Below are 17,109 nucleotides of genomic sequence, written 5' to 3' on the forward strand. Positions count from 1 at the left end.
GCGCTCATCATCGCTAAGAAATGTTCAAACTGCTGCTTTAAGTAGCCTTGCTCCGAAATCGGACGCATATTGATGGCTTCATAAACCTTATCCCGGGCATTTTTGCCACGGATAATTTGATACGCCCAAAACGAGGCTTCATAGTCCAATTGAATTCGGTACTTCTCTTCTCGCGGAAGACGGCAAAGATTGACACTCATCGCTGCAACACTATTTAATAACTGACGGAGCCTATACTATAACAGATAGCACCCAGGGTGTATGGGGCGGCCGCTAAGCTAGGGCTAGTATTTCTACTCCAGGTTACCTAAAATAGAAAAAATCATCACATAAATTTAACAATGTGATTAATAAAATAATGATACTCACTGCTTCCTGATCCCGCTAATTTTTTCTTCAAGGTCGTAGTGTTACGCCAGCAGGTATTTATGCAAAACATCTTTGCCTTGGTGCTGCCGCGATTGCTGCTAGTGGCTCTATTTTGCGCCCTAGGCAATGCCCATGGGGCAAACAACAGCACTAAGATGACCTTTAACAGACCGATGGACACCGCCCAGGCGCGCTTTGTCATCGAACTGATGTCACAGGCTTATAGTCAGCTCGGCTATGAGCTGGAGATCATTGACTTCGATCACCCTCAGGCCTTGGCCGCTGCAGATGAGGGGGAGCTAGACGGTCAGCTAGGACGCATCGCCAATATAGAAACCCGCTATGAGAACCTGGTGCGGGTAAACTTCCCCTTGTTTAAGTTTGAGCTTTTTATGCTCACCCGTTGTCATTACTGCAGCCTACAGGAGCTCGCTCGGGTTGCCATCCGCAATGGTTACCCGGTCACCGAGCAATACCTGCATAGCAATAATTTCAATGGCCAAATTATTAAATTGGAAAGCGTGGCGGCGCAGCTGAACCTCTTGGCCCAGCGACAGGTTGAAGCCGTGGTGCTGCTTGATTTCCACCTCAAGCAAGGCTACCGAAATCGCGCCGAGCAACCCTTTACCCGCCATCATCTGCAAAACTACTACAGTTATCATTACCTGCATAAGCGCCATGAGGATAAAATTCCCAAGCTTTTAGCGGTATTGCAGGAGTTAGAGGCAAGTGGGGTGGTGGCGCAGCTGCGCAAAAAGCACGGCTTATAAGTCGAGCTCGCCCTGCTCCATGGATGGCGGTTGCTGGCCTTGTTCCTGTTGGCGCGCTAAGAAACGCTTATAACGCTGTTGACACAGCAAATTGACATGACGCTTTTGCTCATCGCTGAGCTGATTCCAATGAAACCGCTCTTCTCGCGACCGATAACAACCAAGACAATAGCCGCGACTATTGACCTGGCAGATCCCCTTACAGGGGCTATCGATGGAGAATATTTCAAGCTGTTGCATAGGCACTTCAAAGCATAAACCCTATTTCTAACGTTAATGCCTGAGGCGTCTAATTACCAGTGAAAGTTAGCCAAGGTTATCCATTTCTTCTTTGCGTAAAACCGGCTTGGCGTAAATGGCGGTAACCAGGTCGCGCAAATGCTCTGGGATGGCTTCCATACGCTGGGCAAAGGCCTTCACATCTTCGGATTCTGAGTCAACCACGGCATTGGCATGTTTGGCGGCAATGTAGTTGCCCGGGTGCAAATAGAAAGACTCGACAATCTGCTTATCTATGGTTTTCGCCAAATCTTCCGGGGTGCTGCAGTCGTTGCTAATGGGCTGACCAAAGGCCAGATGCACATGACCCTTATCGCTGGTAAAGCCCTCGACTATGCTTTCGATGTCTTCACCTGCCGACTTTACATACTCACCATGGTGCTTTTTATGATACAGCTCCTTGGCCTTCGACAGGGCGCAGGGTTCGTACTGATACGAGATAGAAACCGGCACGATTTTTAGCTCGCGCACATATTCGGCAAAATCTTTCTTTTGCTTGCGGCCATTAAGCTGCAGCATTTTCAACAGTGCCGGATCGGTTTGGTCGAAACCGTCTTTGGTGCGCCCTTCACGCTGGGCAATCCAAATGCTGTGCCCCTCGGTCAAGGAGTCGTAAATATAGGCCGACAGCTGAGTCAGCGCCTTAAGCATTTCTTTCGGTGCCTTGGCCGAACGCTTGACGATAAAGCTCTTGTTCAAGCGCATTAGTTCAGTGATATAAGGAATTTGCAGCAGGTTATCGCCAATGGCGATACGCACCGTATTCATATCGTGCTGGTGCAAGCCAAAGTTCACCAAGGCTGGATCAAGAACAATATCGCGGTGGTTGGAGATAAACAAATAGGCCTGATTTTTATCCAGCTTATCAAGGCCGGAGAAGGTCACCTTGGACGTGGTGTTATTTACTATCTGCTCAAGATAGTGCACCACTTCAAGCTGCACTTGCTGCACCGAGTTAACCTGTCCCCATTTACGCTGTAGCTGCTGGCGCACCAGAGGCCGCGAAATAAGACGTATTGATGCCAACCAAGCAGGCAAATTATGCTTAGCAATAAGGTCGACAAAGGCATTATCGGCCACCAGCCGAGCCACGGACGCCGCCACTTCATCATCGTTGTAAGGTCTTATATCTGCATACTTATCCACGGTGCTCACCTTTTAACTGCAGGCAAAAAAACGGCGCTCATTGTATCGCGCCCTTTATTTATTCGCTAAGTTTATCAACTCTTACCAGTGAGAGATAGCCTACCTACGGCTGAATTTTAGCCACAGCAAGCGCATTAGCAACAGCGCCAGAATAACCGCCGAGCCTTGCTCCAACCAAGGCGGTAACACCTCATGATGCTGGCCACCGAGCGGCGTGACATTAAATCCGAATTCACCAACCAGGTAATCGGTGAGCACGCCAAACAGCAAGGCCACACCTATTACCCCGGTTAGATAGGCAGCAACCGCGCGGCGCCCCAGCTCCTTGCCCACTACACCTAGGGTAGCAATATTGGTCGCTGGTCCCGCCAGCATAAAGACCAGTACAGCCCCGGGTGACACTCCGGCCAATAACAAGCCGGCGGCAATGGGGGTAGAGGCAGTGGCACAGATATACATGGGGATGCTGACAAGCACCATCACAGTCATGGCCAAAATACCACTGCCCCATTGGCTTAAATAGGAGGTAGGTACATAGGTTTGCACCACAGCCGCAAAAAACAGACCTATCATCAACCATAAGGCGGTATCGCTTAAAAGCTTGGTGGCACTAAAGTGCAGCGCTTGCTGTAACTTGCTAAGAGCGGATGGCTGAGCTTGCGGTGTTGACTGCGACGCCTTTTTATCGGTACTACAGCAACTGGATGTTGCCTGTATGACCTGAGTTTGTGGGGTGCAACAACCGCCGCTTTGCTTATCGAGCTGAACCTCGGAGGCACAACAACTCGATGGGCCCTCAACTGCAGGCACCTTATCATTAGAGCCGCAGCACGCACCTTGCTTGGGTGTAGAGCTTGCAGTGACGCTTGGCTCCAAACTGCCCTCGCGCCCCACCAGCAAACCGGCGGTAATGGCGCTGCAAACGGCGGCTATGGGTCTTATCACCGCCATAAAGGGACCCAATAAGGCATAGGAAACGGAGACGGAATCAATCCCGGTTTCCGGCGTCGACACTAAAAATGACGTTGTCGCACTTTTTGACGCGCCCGCTCGTCTTAAGCCGACCGCCGCCGGGATCACGCCGCAGGAGCACAAAGGCATGGGCGCGCCGATTAGCGCCGCCTTCACCGTGGTCCAGAGGCCTTCTTTACCCAGATGACGATTGAGAAAGTGCGTCGGCAAATACACATTGATGATTCCGGCAATCAACAACCCCAGCATCAGCCAAGGTGCCGACAACACAAACAACTGCCAAAAATTACTGATTAAGTCCATCTATGTCCTCCAGTGCGGTCAGAATCGAACAATGTTGCGCCGGGGCGCTACTGCCGCAGCATTGCTCGGCCAGTTGCGACAGCGAAGCATGAAAACGCTGTAACTCGGCGATCCGCTGAGCCACCAAATCACGCTTTTTCAGGGTCAGATCTTTCACTTCCTGACAGCTGTGCTCGGCCTTTTCAAAGTTTATCTTTAACAGCTCGGCAATTTCTTCCAGGCTAAAGCCGACATCCTTGGCACGACGAATAAAACGCAATTGTGCCATGTGCTTACCCCCATATTGACGATAGCCACTGGCGCTGCGCTGAGGCGCGCTCAATAGTCCTTGCTGCTCGTAATAACGCAGTGCATCCGTACTCATGTCCACCTGTTTGGCCAATTCACCTATACGCATCTGCACTCCTCCCCCTCAAACTCTTTGCTTAGCAGGCATTATAAACCTTAGAGTTAACACTAAGGTCAAGGATTAATTTTGCGCTAAACGTTAGTCCATGAAAGACTAGCGCCAATAGCCTATTTGGAGAGCACAAATGAACATCGTCATGTTAGACGCCGACACCTTAGGAGCAAACTCACTGGCACCAATTGCCGCCTTAGGAGAATTTCATCGCCACCCCCTGACATCAGCAGAAGATGTAGTGACGCGCTGCGCCGACGCCGAGGTAGTGATCACCAACAAGGTGCAACTTGGCGCCGAGCAGCTTAAGGCCTTGCCTAAGCTGAAACTTATCTGTGTTGCCGCCACCGGCACCAATAACATAGATATCACTGCCGCTAAGGAGCATGGCATTGCTGTGTGTAATGTTGCCGGCTATTCCACCGCCAGCGTAGTGCAGCATACCTTTACCCTGATCTCCTTACTGCTTAATAACCTGCATAGGTATATAGATGACTGTCGCCAAGGCGCCTGGCAACAAAGCGAGATGTTTTGCCGCCTTGATTATGAGATCGCCGAGCTGGCGGGTAAAAAACTTGCCATTATCGGCCATGGTGAGCTCGGCCAGGCCCTGGCCAAGGTAGCCCATGCCTTTGATATGCAGGTGCTTATTGCCGAACGTCGCGGCCAAGCCCCGCGCCCTGGGCGCATCGCTTTTGAACAAGCGCTGGCGCAGGCGGATATCGTCAGTATTCACTGCCCACTTAACGCCGAGACAGAGCAGTTAATAAATCGCGATACCCTGGCCTTAATGCAACCGACAGCCGTCTTAGTCAACACCGCCCGCGGCCCCATTATCAACGAAGCAGATCTGGCCACAGCCCTGGCCGATGGTACCCTAGGCGGCGCAGCCTTAGATGTGCTCAGTGAAGAGCCGGCCAACCCTGAAAATCCTTTGGTTCGCTATCAGGGTGACAACCTGCTGCTCACACCGCATATAGCCTGGGCATCAAAACAGGCCAGAGACAGGCTGATCCACCAGCTGGCCTTAAATATTCGCGCCTATGCCAATGGTGAAGTTCGCAATCGGGTTGGCTAAATTCGCCAACTCTTTTGAAATAACACCAACCCGCTTAAAAGAATAATGTGTAACCAATTGAAAAATATAAAGTAAAATTTTTGGCATTGAACTTGATTATTCAATGCCAACTAGATAACAAAAATTGGACAAAACAATGAAAAAAGCACTTCTTTGCGCCCTTGTCGCCCTGCCTCTACTTGGTGGTTGTATCGTTTCGGTGAATGACGGTGAAGCCGACGCCCATTGGTCATCAAGCGACTGGCAAAAACAACAGCGCCAAAATCGCGACTATATTGCCCACCTTGAGCTAGGGAACAGCGCTGCTGTGATCAAAGAAACCCTGGGCACACCGGATTTCAGTGAGTCCTTTGCTCATCAGGGTGAAGAGTATCAGGTGCTGTTTTATGCCACGCAAAGCGTTAAGTCCGATGGCAAAATCAGCAAAAATGAATGTACACCCTTGGTATTTAAGGCTGGTCGTTTGGTGAGTATTGGTGATAGCGCCTATCAGGCACTGGTCGGTAAACTATAAAGATAAAAAAGCCGCGTGGATTAAAGCCCACGCGGCTTTTTTTAGCCGTAGAAAGCGGCGCTATTACGCCCGTCTTGCTTGGCCTGATACATGCCCCTGTCGGCATTTTCAATCAAGGCCATTTCACAGTTGTCGTCGTTGTCGCCATTAAAGGTGGTGGCGCCAATGCTGATGGTGATGTGCTCAGCAATGGGCGAGTCTATATGGGGAATATTAAGCTCGCGGATCACCCTGCATAGCTTATTGGCCAAAGCCATGGCTGTGTCTTCTTCACTGCCGGGCAAAACCGCAACAAACTCTTCACCACCATAACGGGCGATAAAATCGCTGCCGCGTTGACAATTATTGACCAGGGCCGAAGCCACTTTTTTCAAACATTCATCACCCTGTTGATGACCGTAGCAGTCGTTGTAACGCTTAAAGTAATCGATATCTATCAATAGCACAGACAAAGGCAATCCGGCGCGCACACTGCGGCGCCATTCACGAGCAAAATGTTCGTCGAAATAACGACGATTGGGAATTTCCGTTAAGCCATCTATGCTCGCCAGCATTTCCAACAGATCATTTTTTTGTTTAATGGTCAGCTGATTCTTCACTCGGGCACGAACAATGGCGCTGCCAAAAGGCTTGCTAATATAGTCCATGGCGCCAAGCTCAAGGCCCTTGGCTTCATCGCCACTGGAGTCACTGGCGGAGATAATAATGACGGGAATGGGCTGAGTTTTATCATCATGTTTGAGCTGTTTTAGCGCCTCGTAACCATCCATGCCCGGGAGCATGATATCAAGTAAGATCAAATCGGCACTGTTGTCCTCAAGCCAAGCAAACATGGCCTCGGCATCATTGACACAATGCACCTGGTATTGAGGGGTGAGGGTTTTGGTTAAAATCGCTTGGTTTAATTCATCACCGTCGACAATGAGAATTTTTGCTGACTTCATGAGCCTTCCTGTTTGCTTCACCTTGCCCAGCAATCCGTCCCTTACAGGCCTGTCGCTGAGCTATATTTGTTATTTATTTAGCGCACCTTTGTTACCAGTTTAGACCCGGTTAGCGAGCTTTACTTGGTATTTTTACGGTAGTTTTTGTTACCAAGGTGGTTTTCTTTTACCTAATCTAGCATGCCACAGGTCATCAGGCATGGCTCTGCTCTGGAGCTAACCATACCTGAACAGCCGGCAAAAGCAATGCGTACAGCGCCTATAATAAACGCTGTACTGCATTGTTCGCTATAGATTTTCTTCCGCAAAGGAAGCTAAGCGACTACGCACCACGCCATTAAGGTTGATAGTAGCGCTGCCCTCAAAGTGTTTAAAGCGCTCTACTATATAGGTTAAGCCCGAGGTCAGCGGCGTTAAATAGCTGCTGTCGATTTGCGCCAGGTTACCAGAGCAAATCAGCTTAGTACCCGCACCACAGCGGGTGATAATGGTTTTGAGCTGAGAAGCCGTTAAGTTCTGACTTTCATCCAAGAGCACCACGGCATTTTGAATACTGCGTCCGCGCATAAAGTTGACCGACTTGAACTGGATATTGGCCTTTTCCATAATATAGTTACGGCTGGAAATAGGGTTTTCATCGCTCTTATGTAACACCTCCAAAGAATCTGTGATCGCCGCCAACCAAGGCGCCATCTTTTCTTCTTCGGTACCCGGTAGGAAACCGATAGACTCGGCAATTTCTGGAGTGTTTCGGGTGACAATCAGCTTATCGTACACACCTTTTTCTATGATCATTTCCAGTGCGCAGGCCAAGGCTAGAATGGTTTTACCGCAACCCGCCGGGCCGGTCAGCAGCACTAACTCAACGTCCGGGTCGAGCAAAGCATCCATGGCCATGCCCTGATAGATATTTTTCGGCTTTACGCCCCAGGCATTGCGCGACATCAGGCGCTCCACGCCGAGATCCTTTAAGGTGATATGGGTATCGTTGTATTCCACCACCCGGGCGGCAAAGTGACCGGTTTCGTCAAGCAGATATTCATTGGCAAACACATCCGGCACCAACTCGCGCGCGACATGATGCAGGGCATCACGTCCTTGCTGCTCGGTTTCACACTCGCCAACCTGCTGCCAAAAGTCTCCTTGCACTTTTTTATAACCCGAGGTTAAAAGTGCCACGTCATCAATCAGCTGGTCGGTGCGATAGTCCTCAACATAATGCAGCCCGGCGCCCTTAGCCTTTAAGCGCATATTGATGTCCTTGGTGACCAGCACCACCTTGGCATCGCTGTATTGTTTTTGCAGATACACGGCACAGTTGATAATGCGATGGTCGTTTTCATTGCCCGGCAAGCCGGAAATACTGTCAGCAAACAGGTGATCATTGACTATGATCAGCTTGCCGCGCGGCAGCTCCGACGAACGTTTATCTTCCGGCAATAACACCCCTTTAAGCATTTGCTCCGGAGTGGCATCACGTAACACTTCATCGAGGGCTCGAATGGCAACGCGGGCATCGCGACTGACATCCCGTTTACGGTCCTTAATATGGTCTAGCTCTTCGAGTACCGTCATCGGAATGACGACGTCGTGTTCTTGGAAACAGAGGAATGCAAGGGGGTCGTGAAGTAATACGTTGGTGTCGAGCACATACATTTTACTGCTTTTTACGAGGCGGTCTTTGTCCATAGCGCGTTCCTAATTTGTCTTTATTATATCTGCACCTTTACAGCTACACTAACAAGGTGGTTATGCCTTAAGGGCATACTTCAAGTTTAGTCTATGGTTATAAAAAGACGCTTTTATGACGGCAAAAAAGTACAGAAAAAGTGGTGTTTTACATTTGCAAAAAGCGCCTTCTTTTGCTGCTGTACATATTCTAAACAAGCACCAAAATATTTATCAGTTTTCAGGTGATAATCACCAAGTTGCGCGCTAATATAGCCGCCTTTTTTTGCTTGGGCCGCCATGGCCCCAGCCTAGATAACCCAAAGTCGAGATTGAGCACGTAATGAATTTTTCCTTAGGTCAACGTTGGATCAGTGATACCGAGTCGGATTTAGGATTAGGTACCGTAGTTGCATTGGAAGGACGCCAAGTTAACATCTTATTCCCCGCCAGCGGCGAAAGCCGAGTATATGCCCAGGCCGAAGCGCCGGTGACCCGAGTGCTATTTAATCCCGGCGATGTGATCCGCAGTGCCGATGAGTGGGAGCTCACGGTCAGCGAAGTGATAGAGCAAGATGGCCTGTATACCTATAAGGGCACGCGCCTTGATAATGAAGAGCCGACCGAGCTCAAGGAAACCTTTCTCGACCATTTTATTAAGTTCAATAAGCCGCAGGACCGCCTTTTTGCCGGCCAAATCGACCGTTTCGACCGTTATACCCTGCGTTACAACACCTGGCAGCACAGGTTTCACCGCGACCAATCGCCACTGAAGGGCCTTATCGGCCAGCGCGCCAGTCTGATTGAACACCAGTTGCACATTGCCCGCGAAGTCGGCCAGCGTTTCGCCCCGCGTGTTTTACTGAGCGATGAGGTGGGTCTGGGCAAAACCATAGAAGCGGGGATGATCTTACATCAGCAATTGCTAACCGGTCGTGCCGCCCGCGTGCTTATCGTGGTACCAGAAAACCTACAACACCAGTGGTTAGTGGAAATGCTGCGCCGCTTTAATCTGAAATTTGCCATTTTCGACGAAGAGCGCTGTGCCGAGGCCTTTGCCGACAGCGCCAATGTGTTTGAAACCGAGCAACTGGTACTGACCAGCCTGGAGTTTCTAACCAAGAAAAAACGCTGGTTCGAACAAGCCACCCTGGCCGACTGGGATCTGCTGGTGGTTGACGAAGCACACCACCTCAGCTGGTCGGTGGACAAGCCAAGTACAGAGTACCTGCGCATTGAAGAGCTTAGCCAGGACATCGCCGGTCTTATCTTGCTAACCGCGACCCCGGATCAACTTGGCCACCAAAGCCACTTTGCCCGTTTGAAATTACTCGACCCGGATCGTTTCTATGACTATGACGCCTTTGTTGAGCAGGAGCGCCATTATCAGGAGATAGCCGATGCCGCCAACAGCATTTTGCAGGAGCAGGCACTAAGTGCCGAGCAACAACAAGTACTTGTTAACCTGCTTGGCAGCCAAGGGGAAGCCCTGCTGGCACAATTTAGTGCCGGTGACACCCAGGCCAAGGAACATATACTAGAGCAGCTGCTGGACAGACACGGTACCGGACGCATCTTGTTCCGCAACAGCCGCAGTGGCATCAGTGGTTACCCGCAGCGCCTTCTGCACAGCTATCCCATGGCCATGCCGAGCCAATATAAAACGGCCATGAATGTAATGGGCAGCCTTGGCAATGGTGGCCCCATCGAGCTTAGCGCCATTCGCGCTCTGTTCCCGGAAAAAATCTTCCAGGAATTCGAAGGCGAAAATGCCAGCTGGACTCAGTTTGACCCGCGCGTGCAATGGCTCATAGACACCCTCAACAGCAACAAGCCTCAAAAGATGCTGGTGATCTGTGCCAAGGCAGAAACCGCACTCAGCCTGGAGCAGGCTTTGCGCGAGCGCGAAGGCATTAAAGCGGCGGTGTTCCATGAAGGCATGAGCATTATCGAGCGCGACCGCGCGGCGGCCTTCTTCGCCGATATCGAAGACAGTGCTCAGGTGTTGATCTGCTCTGAGATCGGCTCAGAGGGACGTAACTTCCAGTTTGCCCATCATTTGGCACTGTTCGACCTGCCGCTAAACCCGGACTTGCTGGAGCAGCGTATCGGTCGTCTGGATCGTATCGGCCAAACCCAGGACATTAAAATTCATGTGCCCTACTTTGAAAACAGCGCCCAGCACACCCTGCTGCGCTGGTATCACGAAGGCTTAAACGCCTTTGAGCACACCTCCACCACAGGCCATATGCTTAACCAGGAATTTGGTGATGAGTTACTTCAATTGCTTGCTCATAACAGCTATCAGGACGAGGTTCTGGGCGAGCTGGTTGGACGCGTCAGTTCGCGCTACGGTGAGTTAAAGACACAAATGGAGTCCGGTCGCGATCGCCTGTTGGAGCTGCATTCCAGCGGCCAGGGTAAGTCCGAGCACCTGGTAGAAGATATCAAGGTGGTTGATGACAGTTTTGAACTACCGACCTATATGATCAACCTGTTCGATACCTGGGGCGTGAACCAGGAAGACAGGGGCGAAAACAGCATAGTGCTGAAACCCTCGGAGCATATGCTGGGCGCCAACTTCCCAAGTCTCAGGGATGAAGGCATGAGCATCACCTTTGACCGGGATACCGCTTTGGCGCAGGAAGATCTGCACTTTATCAGCTGGGATCACCCCATGGTCGAAGGCGCAATGGAAATGATCTGTGACGATGATTTCGGTACCGCGTCTGTGGCCCTGTTGAAAAACAAGAAACTGCCGGCGGGCACCTATTTTGTCGAGCTGATTTATATTGCCGAAGCCATGGCTCCTAAATCACTGCAATTGGGGCGCTACCTGCCACCGACTCCGGTGCGTGTACTGCTTGATAAAGGCGGTAATAACCTGGCGGAAAATGTCGCCTTTGATGCCTTTAACCAACAGCTTAATGCGGTTGGCCGCCAAACCGCCTCGAAACTGGTGAATGCCCTGCAAAGCGCCATTCATCCGCTTATTGAGCAAGGTAATACCTTGGCGCAAACGCAAATGGAGCAATTGCGTGAGACGGCGAAAACCGCCATGCATCAGGCCGTTGATAGCGAACTGGAGCGCCTAACCAGCCTCAAGGAGATCAACCCCAATATCCGTGATGAAGAGCTGAAACATTTTCAGCGCAGCCGCGCCGAAATGGACGACTACATAGATAAAGCCAAGGTGAAACTCGACGCCATTCGCTTAATCGTTGTCAGCCACTAGGCATTTCATTAAAATGACCGGCCTTACGCTATGAGGCCGGTCATGCTTTTAAACTACAATCCCCCACGTTTTCCCTATCTGCAGATCATCTATCAAGATGACGACCTGCTGATCCTTGATAAGCCCAGCGGCCTGCTGACGGTGCCGGGAAAAGACCCAAAACATGCCGATAGCCTAATTCGTCGCGCCAATATCGTATTTCCAACCGCTAAAATCGTACATAGATTGGATATGGCCACTTCGGGCGTGATCTGTCTGGCACTGAACAAAGAAGCGCACCGCAATCTCAGCATGCAGTTTCAGGACAGACAAACCGCTAAGGAATATATCGCCATAGTCGATGGCCATCTTAAGGATGCTACGGGCTCAGTGGACCTGCCGCTGATCTGCGATTGGCCGAATCGTCCCAAGCAAATGGTAGATATGGAAAAGGGCAAGCCGTCGCTGACCCATTATGAGGTGCTTGAACATGGCGATAACAATACCCGAGTGCGTCTGACCCCGATCACAGGTCGCAGCCACCAGCTGAGGGTACATATGCTGTCCCTGGGTCATGTGATCTTGGGCGACCGTCTCTATGCCTACCCTGAAGCCAAAGACCGTGCACCGCGTTTGCAATTACATGCCCACTGGCTGACCCTAAATCATCCCAGCAGCGGCGAAAGCATGACCTTTACCGCGCCCTGCCCGTTTTAACGAGCCACCAATATAATTTAACCCTTACTGCCTGAGTGCTGAAGCTCGGGGATAGGCGGTTTATTAAGCCGCCTTTTTGAGGTATTCGTAGGCCGCCTGAATATCCTGACTCTTCTTTTGTGCCAAGCGCATCATATGCTCAGGGAGACCTTGAGAGACCAGCTTATCCGGATGGTGCTGTGCCATCAGCTTGCGATAGGCCTTTTTGACCGTGGAGGGATCGGCGCCTTCTTCCAAGCCCAAGATATGCAGCGCCTGAGCGCGGCTCATGCCACTACTGGCGCCGCCGGAAGCGCGCTGCTGCTGATGTTGCTGATGAAATTTTTGCTGTTGCTGGCGAAACGCAAATTCGGCCTGATAGCGTTTAAGGATAAAACTAAAATGGGTTTTGCTAACGCCAAGCCCCTTAGCGACCTGCTCGAGTAAGGTTTTTTCCTGTGCCGCCAGGTGGCCATCGCTAAAGGCCATTTGAATCTGAATCTCTAAAAACAATTGGATGAGATCGAAACGCCCGGCAAAGTGCTCACGAAACTCACGCAAGGTAGCGTTCATGGCAAAACCATCCGCTTTACCAGTGTTAAAGGCCAATTGGGCTTCGCGTTTGTCCTCACCGGTCAGGCCCATTTCTTCCATAAAAGCGGTGGCGGCACGAATATGCAATTCATTTACTCGACCATTGGATTTGGCAATATGCCCCATCACCGCAAAGCAACTGGAGAAAAACAACGCCTGGCGCTCAGACACTTCGTCGTTATTAAAGAAACCACGCAAGCCGCCGGCATTATCGAAATTCTGTTTCAGGCTTTTGTCGAACAGGTGGCCGATAAACAGACCCAAAAATAAGCCAAAAAAACGGCCAAACATAAAGCCAAAAAAGGCACCGAGCACCTTACCCCACATTAGCGCTAACCCTTGTTATTTGAAAATGCCCCCACATAGTGACGAAAAATCATCGAACTAACAAGCACAAGGGCGTATCTATTAAGCTGAATATAAGCCAGAAAAATGACGTATTTGTGGGTACTTGGCAGATGTAATTAGCCAAAAATTGCTTTATTATGTCATGCTTATTTCTAGTACTTTTGGCAACTAAGCTAAGGTGAGTCAATGAATAAATTATGGGGCATGATAGCAATAGCCCTATATGGAACCCAAGCCAGCGTCGCACTAGCAGCTGTGGAACAGGCGACGGATGCCAAGGTACCCGCTCCCGAAGGTGAAGCCTTTATCGCGCCAGCACCAGAGCCTGGGGAAATACCCCATTGTTTTGCTGCGGTTCGTCCAGCGCCCTGGCAGGCGCCCGATTTACCCTTTGGGGTAATTGAAATCGTTGCCGATGATGTCGAATTAATAGGCCAGGCCAGCGCCCAGTTTGATGGCGACGTAGATATCAGCAGTAGCACCATGACCCTTAACGCCCGCTCGGCGTTAATTGATAAGCAGCAGGGTCTGCTCAATGCGCAAGGGCCACTCACCTATCGCGATGGTGTCGCCATTATTACCAGTCGTGGCTTAAATGCCAGCCTGGATGACTCTAATATCAAGTTGTTGGCAGCCGACTACCAGTTGACCGAACAACAAGGCCGTGGTGGCGCCGAACAATTAGAGGTTTCGCAAGAAGCGCTGACCCTAAGCAATGCCAGCTTCACCACCTGCCCGGTGGATGATGAAACCTGGTCAATCAATGCCGATAAAATTATTTTGTCGCAGCAAAAGGGCTGGGGTGAAACCCATGGGGCGACGCTAAAAATCTACAATACCCCGGTCTTGTATTTACCCTATTTCACCTTCCCCATTAATGATCAGCGCAAAACCGGCTTTCTAGCGCCGCGATTATCGAGCTCGAATCGTTATGGTGTGGAAACCATTACCCCTTATTACATTAACCTGGCGCCGAATTACGACCTGACTTTGACGCCCCGTTATATGTCGAAAAAGGGTTTGCAGCTGCAATCGGAATTTCGTTATCTCACCGAGACCAGCCAGGGCATGCTTGGTCTGGAATATCTGGACTCGGATAAAACCGAGCGCGAGCTGGGTAATCGCTATATCTATCATTGGCAGCAGCAAAGCTACTTTAACGACCAGTGGCGTGCCGGAGTTGATATCACTAACGTCAGTGACGATAACTATCTCACAGACTTAGGCTCCAACTACGCCAGCAAAACAGATACTCACCTGGCGCGTTCCGGTATTCTGACTCATTTGGGAGAGCGCTGGCGCACCGATATCCAGATTCAGGATTATGAAGTACTGGGCGATCACTTAGAGTCTTATACCGCCCTGCCGCGCATTGGCTTTAGCCAGACTCAGGCCTATCAGTTGGGTTGGTTTGACGCCAGTATCAATGGCGAGATCAGCCATTTCCGCAACAGCACCCGAATAATAGACGAGGCAACACGTCTGCATATAGAGCCCAAACTGAGCTTTAGCGAAGACCGTTATGCCTGGTCCTTCTTGTCTGAATTCAGCCTCTTGCATACCTATTATGATCAGCAAGGGGACTTGGCCGGCACCGACTTTGAGGAAACCGTGCATCGCACCTTGCCCAAGGTGCGCCTGTATAGCCAGCTGAATTTTGAACGCGACACCAGCTTGTTCGTTGATAACGGCATTCAGACATTAGAGCCGCAAATTCAGTATCTCTATACTCCGAACAAGGATCAGAACAATATCGGCCTGTTCGACACCACCAAGCTGCAGGATGACTTTTTCGGCCTGTTCCGCGACCGTCGCTTTTCCGGCGTTGACCGCATTGCGGCTGCGAACCAGATCACCTTAGGTGCCACTACCCGAGTGTTCGATGGTAAAAATGAAGAGGTGTTTAACTTAAGCGCCGGTCAAATCTTCTATTTGTCGGACTCCGCCAAACCCACGGCTCAGGATTTTGCCGATGACACCAGCTACGACTCCCTGTTTGCCAGTGAAGCCATGTGGCACTGGCATCGCCGTTGGTATCTATCCGGTGGCATCCAATACGACATTGATGGCAGTCAAATGATTCAATCGCATCTGACCTTAGACTATAAGGGTGACGACAATGAACTGATGCAATTGAACCATCGCTATGCAAACGATGTCTCAGGGAATACAATTGAGCAAGTCGGCATGTTTACCAGTGTGCCCATCGACGATAATTGGCAATTCGTTGCCAGCTACCACCGCGATCTCGACGCCGGACGTAGCATCGAGGTATACACTGGAGTACAGTACGAGTCCTGTTGTTGGGCGGTGCAGGTTACCGGACACAGACAAATCGAAACAGACTTGAATCAAAGTATTAACCAAGAGCAAGCGGTCTTCGACTCGGGGATCGGCATCAAATTTGTCCTTAAGGGACTCGGAGGCAAAAGCAGTTATGATGCGCAAGAAATACTTAAAGAAGGCATTTTTGGCTACCGTCGCCCCTACTTCCTTACTAAATAAAGCAATAACAACTATGAATTTTAGAAGTTTTTTAGCAACCAGTATTCTCGCCCTCGGCCTCAGTCAAGGTGCTATTGCCAAACCACAGCTGATCGATCAGGTGGTCGGCACAGTCAATGAAGGGGTCATTTTACAAAGTGAAGTTGACGCCATTATCAACCGTGTTAAAAGCCAGGCTAAAACCAGTGGCCAGGAGCTGCCAAGCGACGATGCGCTGCGCGTACAAGCCATTGAACGTTTGATTGACCAAACTCTGCTGCTGCAACTTGGCGAGCGCATGGGTATGGAAATTTCCGACGGTCAGCTTGATCAAACCCTAGCCAATATGGCTCGCGAGCAAGGCGGCACCATAGCCGATATGCGCGCTTCTATCGAAGCCTCAGGAGAGAGCTTCCAACAGTTCCGTGAAGATATGCGTAAAGAAATCACCACGCAACAGGTGATGCGTGCCAATGTTGACCGCCGTATTTATATCAGCTTGCAAGAAATTGACAACTTGTTGAAAATCATGGATCAACAAGGCGGTAATGCGGAAGAGTATGACATCGGCCATATCCTGATCGACATTCCCAGCGGCGCCACCGCCGAAGACATTGCCAGCGCCCAGGAGCGTGCTACCAAGGTTATCGATATGCTTAACGATGGCCAGGAATTCAAGCGCATCGCCATCGCCTCATCAAGCGGCTCAAAAGCCCTTGAAGGTGGTCAGTTGGGTTGGATGGGCACCAACGAAATGCCATCACTGTTTGCAGAAGCGGTGAAGGGCAAGAAGAAAGACGATATCATAGGTCCACTGCGCAGTGGTGCCGGTTTCCACATCATCAAGGTACAAGACGTACGCGGCCGCCAGGTTGTGGAAACCGTTGAGGTTCGCTCGCGTCACATCCTCTTAAAGCCATCTATCATCCTGAGCGAAGAAAAAGCCCGCTCTATGCTGGCCGGTTTTGTTGAAGACCTGCGCGCCGGTGAGGCTGACTTTGCTGCACTAGCCAAAGAATACTCGGAAGATCCAGGCTCAGCACTTAAGGGCGGTGAGTACGACTGGACCGATCCAACCACCTATGTTCCGGCCTTCCGCGACACCCTGATGGCATTGGATAAGAACGAAATCAGTGAACCATTCCGCTCTACTTTCGGCTGGCATATAGTGCAACTGCTAGATAAGCGCGTTGCCGATAAAACCGACCTGGCCAAGAAAAACCGCGCCCAACAATTGCTGTACAACCGCAAATTCAAAGAAGAAAGCTTTGCTTTCCAACAGGAAATTCGCGAACAAGCACATATTGATATTTTCGTAGAGGAATAAGGG

General features: G+C 50.5%; 15 protein-coding genes and 1 pseudogene. 7 read left to right on the forward strand and 9 right to left on the reverse strand.

From position 1 onward, the window contains the following. Window positions 1–5 precede the first annotated feature (5 nt). Window positions 6–200 (reverse strand): annotated as a pseudogene (locus C2M34_RS02025) (DUF3283 family protein); the annotation flags it as partial. Window positions 201–428: 228 nt separating this feature from the next. Here C2M34_RS02025 and C2M34_RS02030 point away from each other — a divergent pair. Further along, window positions 429–1,139: a substrate-binding periplasmic protein gene (locus tag C2M34_RS02030; protein ID WP_105199593.1), complete on the forward strand. Its 711-nt coding sequence runs from the start codon at window positions 429–431 to the stop codon at window positions 1,137–1,139. Here the strand turns inward: C2M34_RS02030 and C2M34_RS02035 are convergent. From C2M34_RS02035 to zntR, 4 genes are all read right to left on the reverse strand, one after another. Further along, on the reverse strand, window positions 1,134–1,379 hold the full coding sequence (locus tag C2M34_RS02035) for a DUF1289 domain-containing protein (RefSeq protein WP_105199592.1): 246 nt from the start codon (window positions 1,377–1,379) through the stop codon (window positions 1,134–1,136). The genes C2M34_RS02030 and C2M34_RS02035 overlap by 6 nt on opposite strands. A 66-nt stretch (window positions 1,380–1,445) precedes the next feature. After that, window positions 1,446–2,564, reverse strand: coding sequence for a 1-acyl-sn-glycerol-3-phosphate acyltransferase (locus tag C2M34_RS02040; RefSeq protein ID WP_105199591.1), 1,119 nt, complete (start codon window positions 2,562–2,564; stop codon window positions 1,446–1,448). Window positions 2,565–2,663: 99 nt separating this feature from the next. Continuing rightward, the gene (locus C2M34_RS02045; RefSeq protein WP_105257943.1) at window positions 2,664–3,839 is read right to left on the reverse strand and encodes an SO_0444 family Cu/Zn efflux transporter; all 1,176 of its coding nucleotides are present in this window, start codon (window positions 3,837–3,839) and stop codon (window positions 2,664–2,666) included. Further along, window positions 3,823–4,236 (reverse strand): Zn(2+)-responsive transcriptional regulator, encoded by a 414-nt coding sequence (gene zntR / locus C2M34_RS02050; RefSeq protein WP_105257944.1) that lies wholly within the window; start codon window positions 4,234–4,236, stop codon window positions 3,823–3,825. Before zntR ends, C2M34_RS02045 begins: the two co-directional genes overlap by 17 nt. A gap of 136 nt (window positions 4,237–4,372) precedes the next feature. On the opposite strand from zntR, the gene C2M34_RS02055 reads away from it, so the two are divergent. Together C2M34_RS02055 and C2M34_RS02060 are read left to right on the forward strand one after the other, a co-directional pair. After that, window positions 4,373–5,317 carry a D-2-hydroxyacid dehydrogenase gene (locus tag C2M34_RS02055; protein WP_105257945.1) on the forward strand — a complete coding sequence of 315 codons (945 nt, stop codon included), beginning with the start codon at window positions 4,373–4,375 and terminating at the stop codon, window positions 5,315–5,317. A gap of 136 nt (window positions 5,318–5,453) precedes the next feature. Next, complete coding sequence (locus C2M34_RS02060) at window positions 5,454–5,831, forward strand: DUF3192 domain-containing protein (RefSeq protein WP_105199587.1); 378 nt, start codon at window positions 5,454–5,456, stop codon at window positions 5,829–5,831. A 41-nt stretch (window positions 5,832–5,872) separates the two neighbouring features. Here C2M34_RS02060 and C2M34_RS02065 read toward each other — a convergent pair whose 3' ends face one another. From C2M34_RS02065 to C2M34_RS15685, 3 genes are all read right to left on the reverse strand, one after another. Beyond that, on the reverse strand, window positions 5,873–6,775 hold the full coding sequence (locus tag C2M34_RS02065) for a diguanylate cyclase (protein WP_105199586.1): 903 nt from the start codon (window positions 6,773–6,775) through the stop codon (window positions 5,873–5,875). 288 nt (window positions 6,776–7,063) lie between these two features. Then, on the reverse strand, window positions 7,064–8,464 hold the full coding sequence (locus tag C2M34_RS02070) for a PhoH family protein (protein ID WP_105199585.1): 1,401 nt from the start codon (window positions 8,462–8,464) through the stop codon (window positions 7,064–7,066). 113 nt (window positions 8,465–8,577) lie between these two features. After that, entirely contained in the window at window positions 8,578–8,745 is a 168-nt protein-coding gene (locus C2M34_RS15685) for a hypothetical protein (protein WP_158677920.1), read from the reverse strand. 41 nt (window positions 8,746–8,786) lie between these two features. Here C2M34_RS15685 and rapA point away from each other — a divergent pair, with 41 nt between their 5' ends. Together rapA and rluA are read left to right on the forward strand one after the other, a co-directional pair. Next, window positions 8,787–11,678, forward strand: coding sequence for an RNA polymerase-associated protein RapA (gene rapA, locus C2M34_RS02075; RefSeq protein ID WP_105257946.1), 2,892 nt, complete (start codon window positions 8,787–8,789; stop codon window positions 11,676–11,678). 42 nt (window positions 11,679–11,720) lie between these two features. After that, window positions 11,721–12,374 (forward strand): bifunctional tRNA pseudouridine(32) synthase/23S rRNA pseudouridine(746) synthase RluA, encoded by a 654-nt coding sequence (gene rluA, locus C2M34_RS02080; RefSeq protein ID WP_105199764.1) that lies wholly within the window; start codon window positions 11,721–11,723, stop codon window positions 12,372–12,374. A 63-nt stretch (window positions 12,375–12,437) separates the two neighbouring features. On the opposite strand, the gene djlA is transcribed toward rluA, so the two are convergent. Beyond that, window positions 12,438–13,274 carry a co-chaperone DjlA gene (djlA, locus tag C2M34_RS02085; protein ID WP_105199583.1) on the reverse strand — a complete coding sequence of 279 codons (837 nt, stop codon included), beginning with the start codon at window positions 13,272–13,274 and terminating at the stop codon, window positions 12,438–12,440. Between the two features lie 207 nt (window positions 13,275–13,481). Here djlA and lptD point away from each other — a divergent pair, with 207 nt between their 5' ends. Both lptD and surA read left to right on the forward strand, forming a co-directional pair. Further along, the gene (lptD, locus tag C2M34_RS02090) at window positions 13,482–15,800 is read left to right on the forward strand and encodes an LPS assembly protein LptD (protein ID WP_234398754.1); all 2,319 of its coding nucleotides are present in this window, start codon (window positions 13,482–13,484) and stop codon (window positions 15,798–15,800) included. Window positions 15,801–15,813: 13 nt separating this feature from the next. Continuing rightward, window positions 15,814–17,106, forward strand: coding sequence for a peptidylprolyl isomerase SurA (surA, locus tag C2M34_RS02095; protein ID WP_105257947.1), 1,293 nt, complete (start codon window positions 15,814–15,816; stop codon window positions 17,104–17,106). The last annotated feature ends 3 nt before the right edge of the window (window positions 17,107–17,109 follow it).

The organism is Pseudoalteromonas sp. T1lg88 (assembly GCF_002964765.1).
Classification (GTDB): domain Bacteria; phylum Pseudomonadota; class Gammaproteobacteria; order Enterobacterales; family Alteromonadaceae; genus Pseudoalteromonas.

Bases quoted from the DNA above. Each gene is read 5' to 3' on its own strand.
- surA (WP_105257947.1), top strand. From the start codon at position 15,814: ATGAATTTTAGAAGTTTTTTAGCAACCAGTATTCTCGCCCTCGGCCTC.
- C2M34_RS02045 (WP_105257943.1), bottom strand. From the start codon at position 3,839: ATGGACTTAATCAGTAATTTTTGGCAGTTGTTTGTGTTGTCGGCACCT.
- zntR (WP_105257944.1), bottom strand. From the start codon at position 4,236: ATGCGTATAGGTGAATTGGCCAAACAGGTGGACATGAGTACGGATGCA.
- rapA (WP_105257946.1), top strand. From the start codon at position 8,787: ATGAATTTTTCCTTAGGTCAACGTTGGATCAGTGATACCGAGTCGGAT.
- djlA (WP_105199583.1), bottom strand. From the start codon at position 13,274: ATGTGGGGTAAGGTGCTCGGTGCCTTTTTTGGCTTTATGTTTGGCCGT.
- C2M34_RS02055 (WP_105257945.1), top strand. From the start codon at position 4,373: ATGAACATCGTCATGTTAGACGCCGACACCTTAGGAGCAAACTCACTG.
- C2M34_RS02070 (WP_105199585.1), bottom strand. From the start codon at position 8,464: ATGGACAAAGACCGCCTCGTAAAAAGCAGTAAAATGTATGTGCTCGAC.
- C2M34_RS02030 (WP_105199593.1), top strand. From the start codon at position 429: ATGCAAAACATCTTTGCCTTGGTGCTGCCGCGATTGCTGCTAGTGGCT.
- lptD (WP_234398754.1), top strand. From the start codon at position 13,482: ATGAATAAATTATGGGGCATGATAGCAATAGCCCTATATGGAACCCAA.
- rluA (WP_105199764.1), top strand. From the start codon at position 11,721: ATGCTTTTAAACTACAATCCCCCACGTTTTCCCTATCTGCAGATCATC.
- C2M34_RS02060 (WP_105199587.1), top strand. From the start codon at position 5,454: ATGAAAAAAGCACTTCTTTGCGCCCTTGTCGCCCTGCCTCTACTTGGT.
- C2M34_RS02065 (WP_105199586.1), bottom strand. From the start codon at position 6,775: ATGAAGTCAGCAAAAATTCTCATTGTCGACGGTGATGAATTAAACCAA.
- C2M34_RS02035 (WP_105199592.1), bottom strand. From the start codon at position 1,379: ATGCAACAGCTTGAAATATTCTCCATCGATAGCCCCTGTAAGGGGATC.
- C2M34_RS15685 (WP_158677920.1), bottom strand. From the start codon at position 8,745: ATGGCGGCCCAAGCAAAAAAAGGCGGCTATATTAGCGCGCAACTTGGT.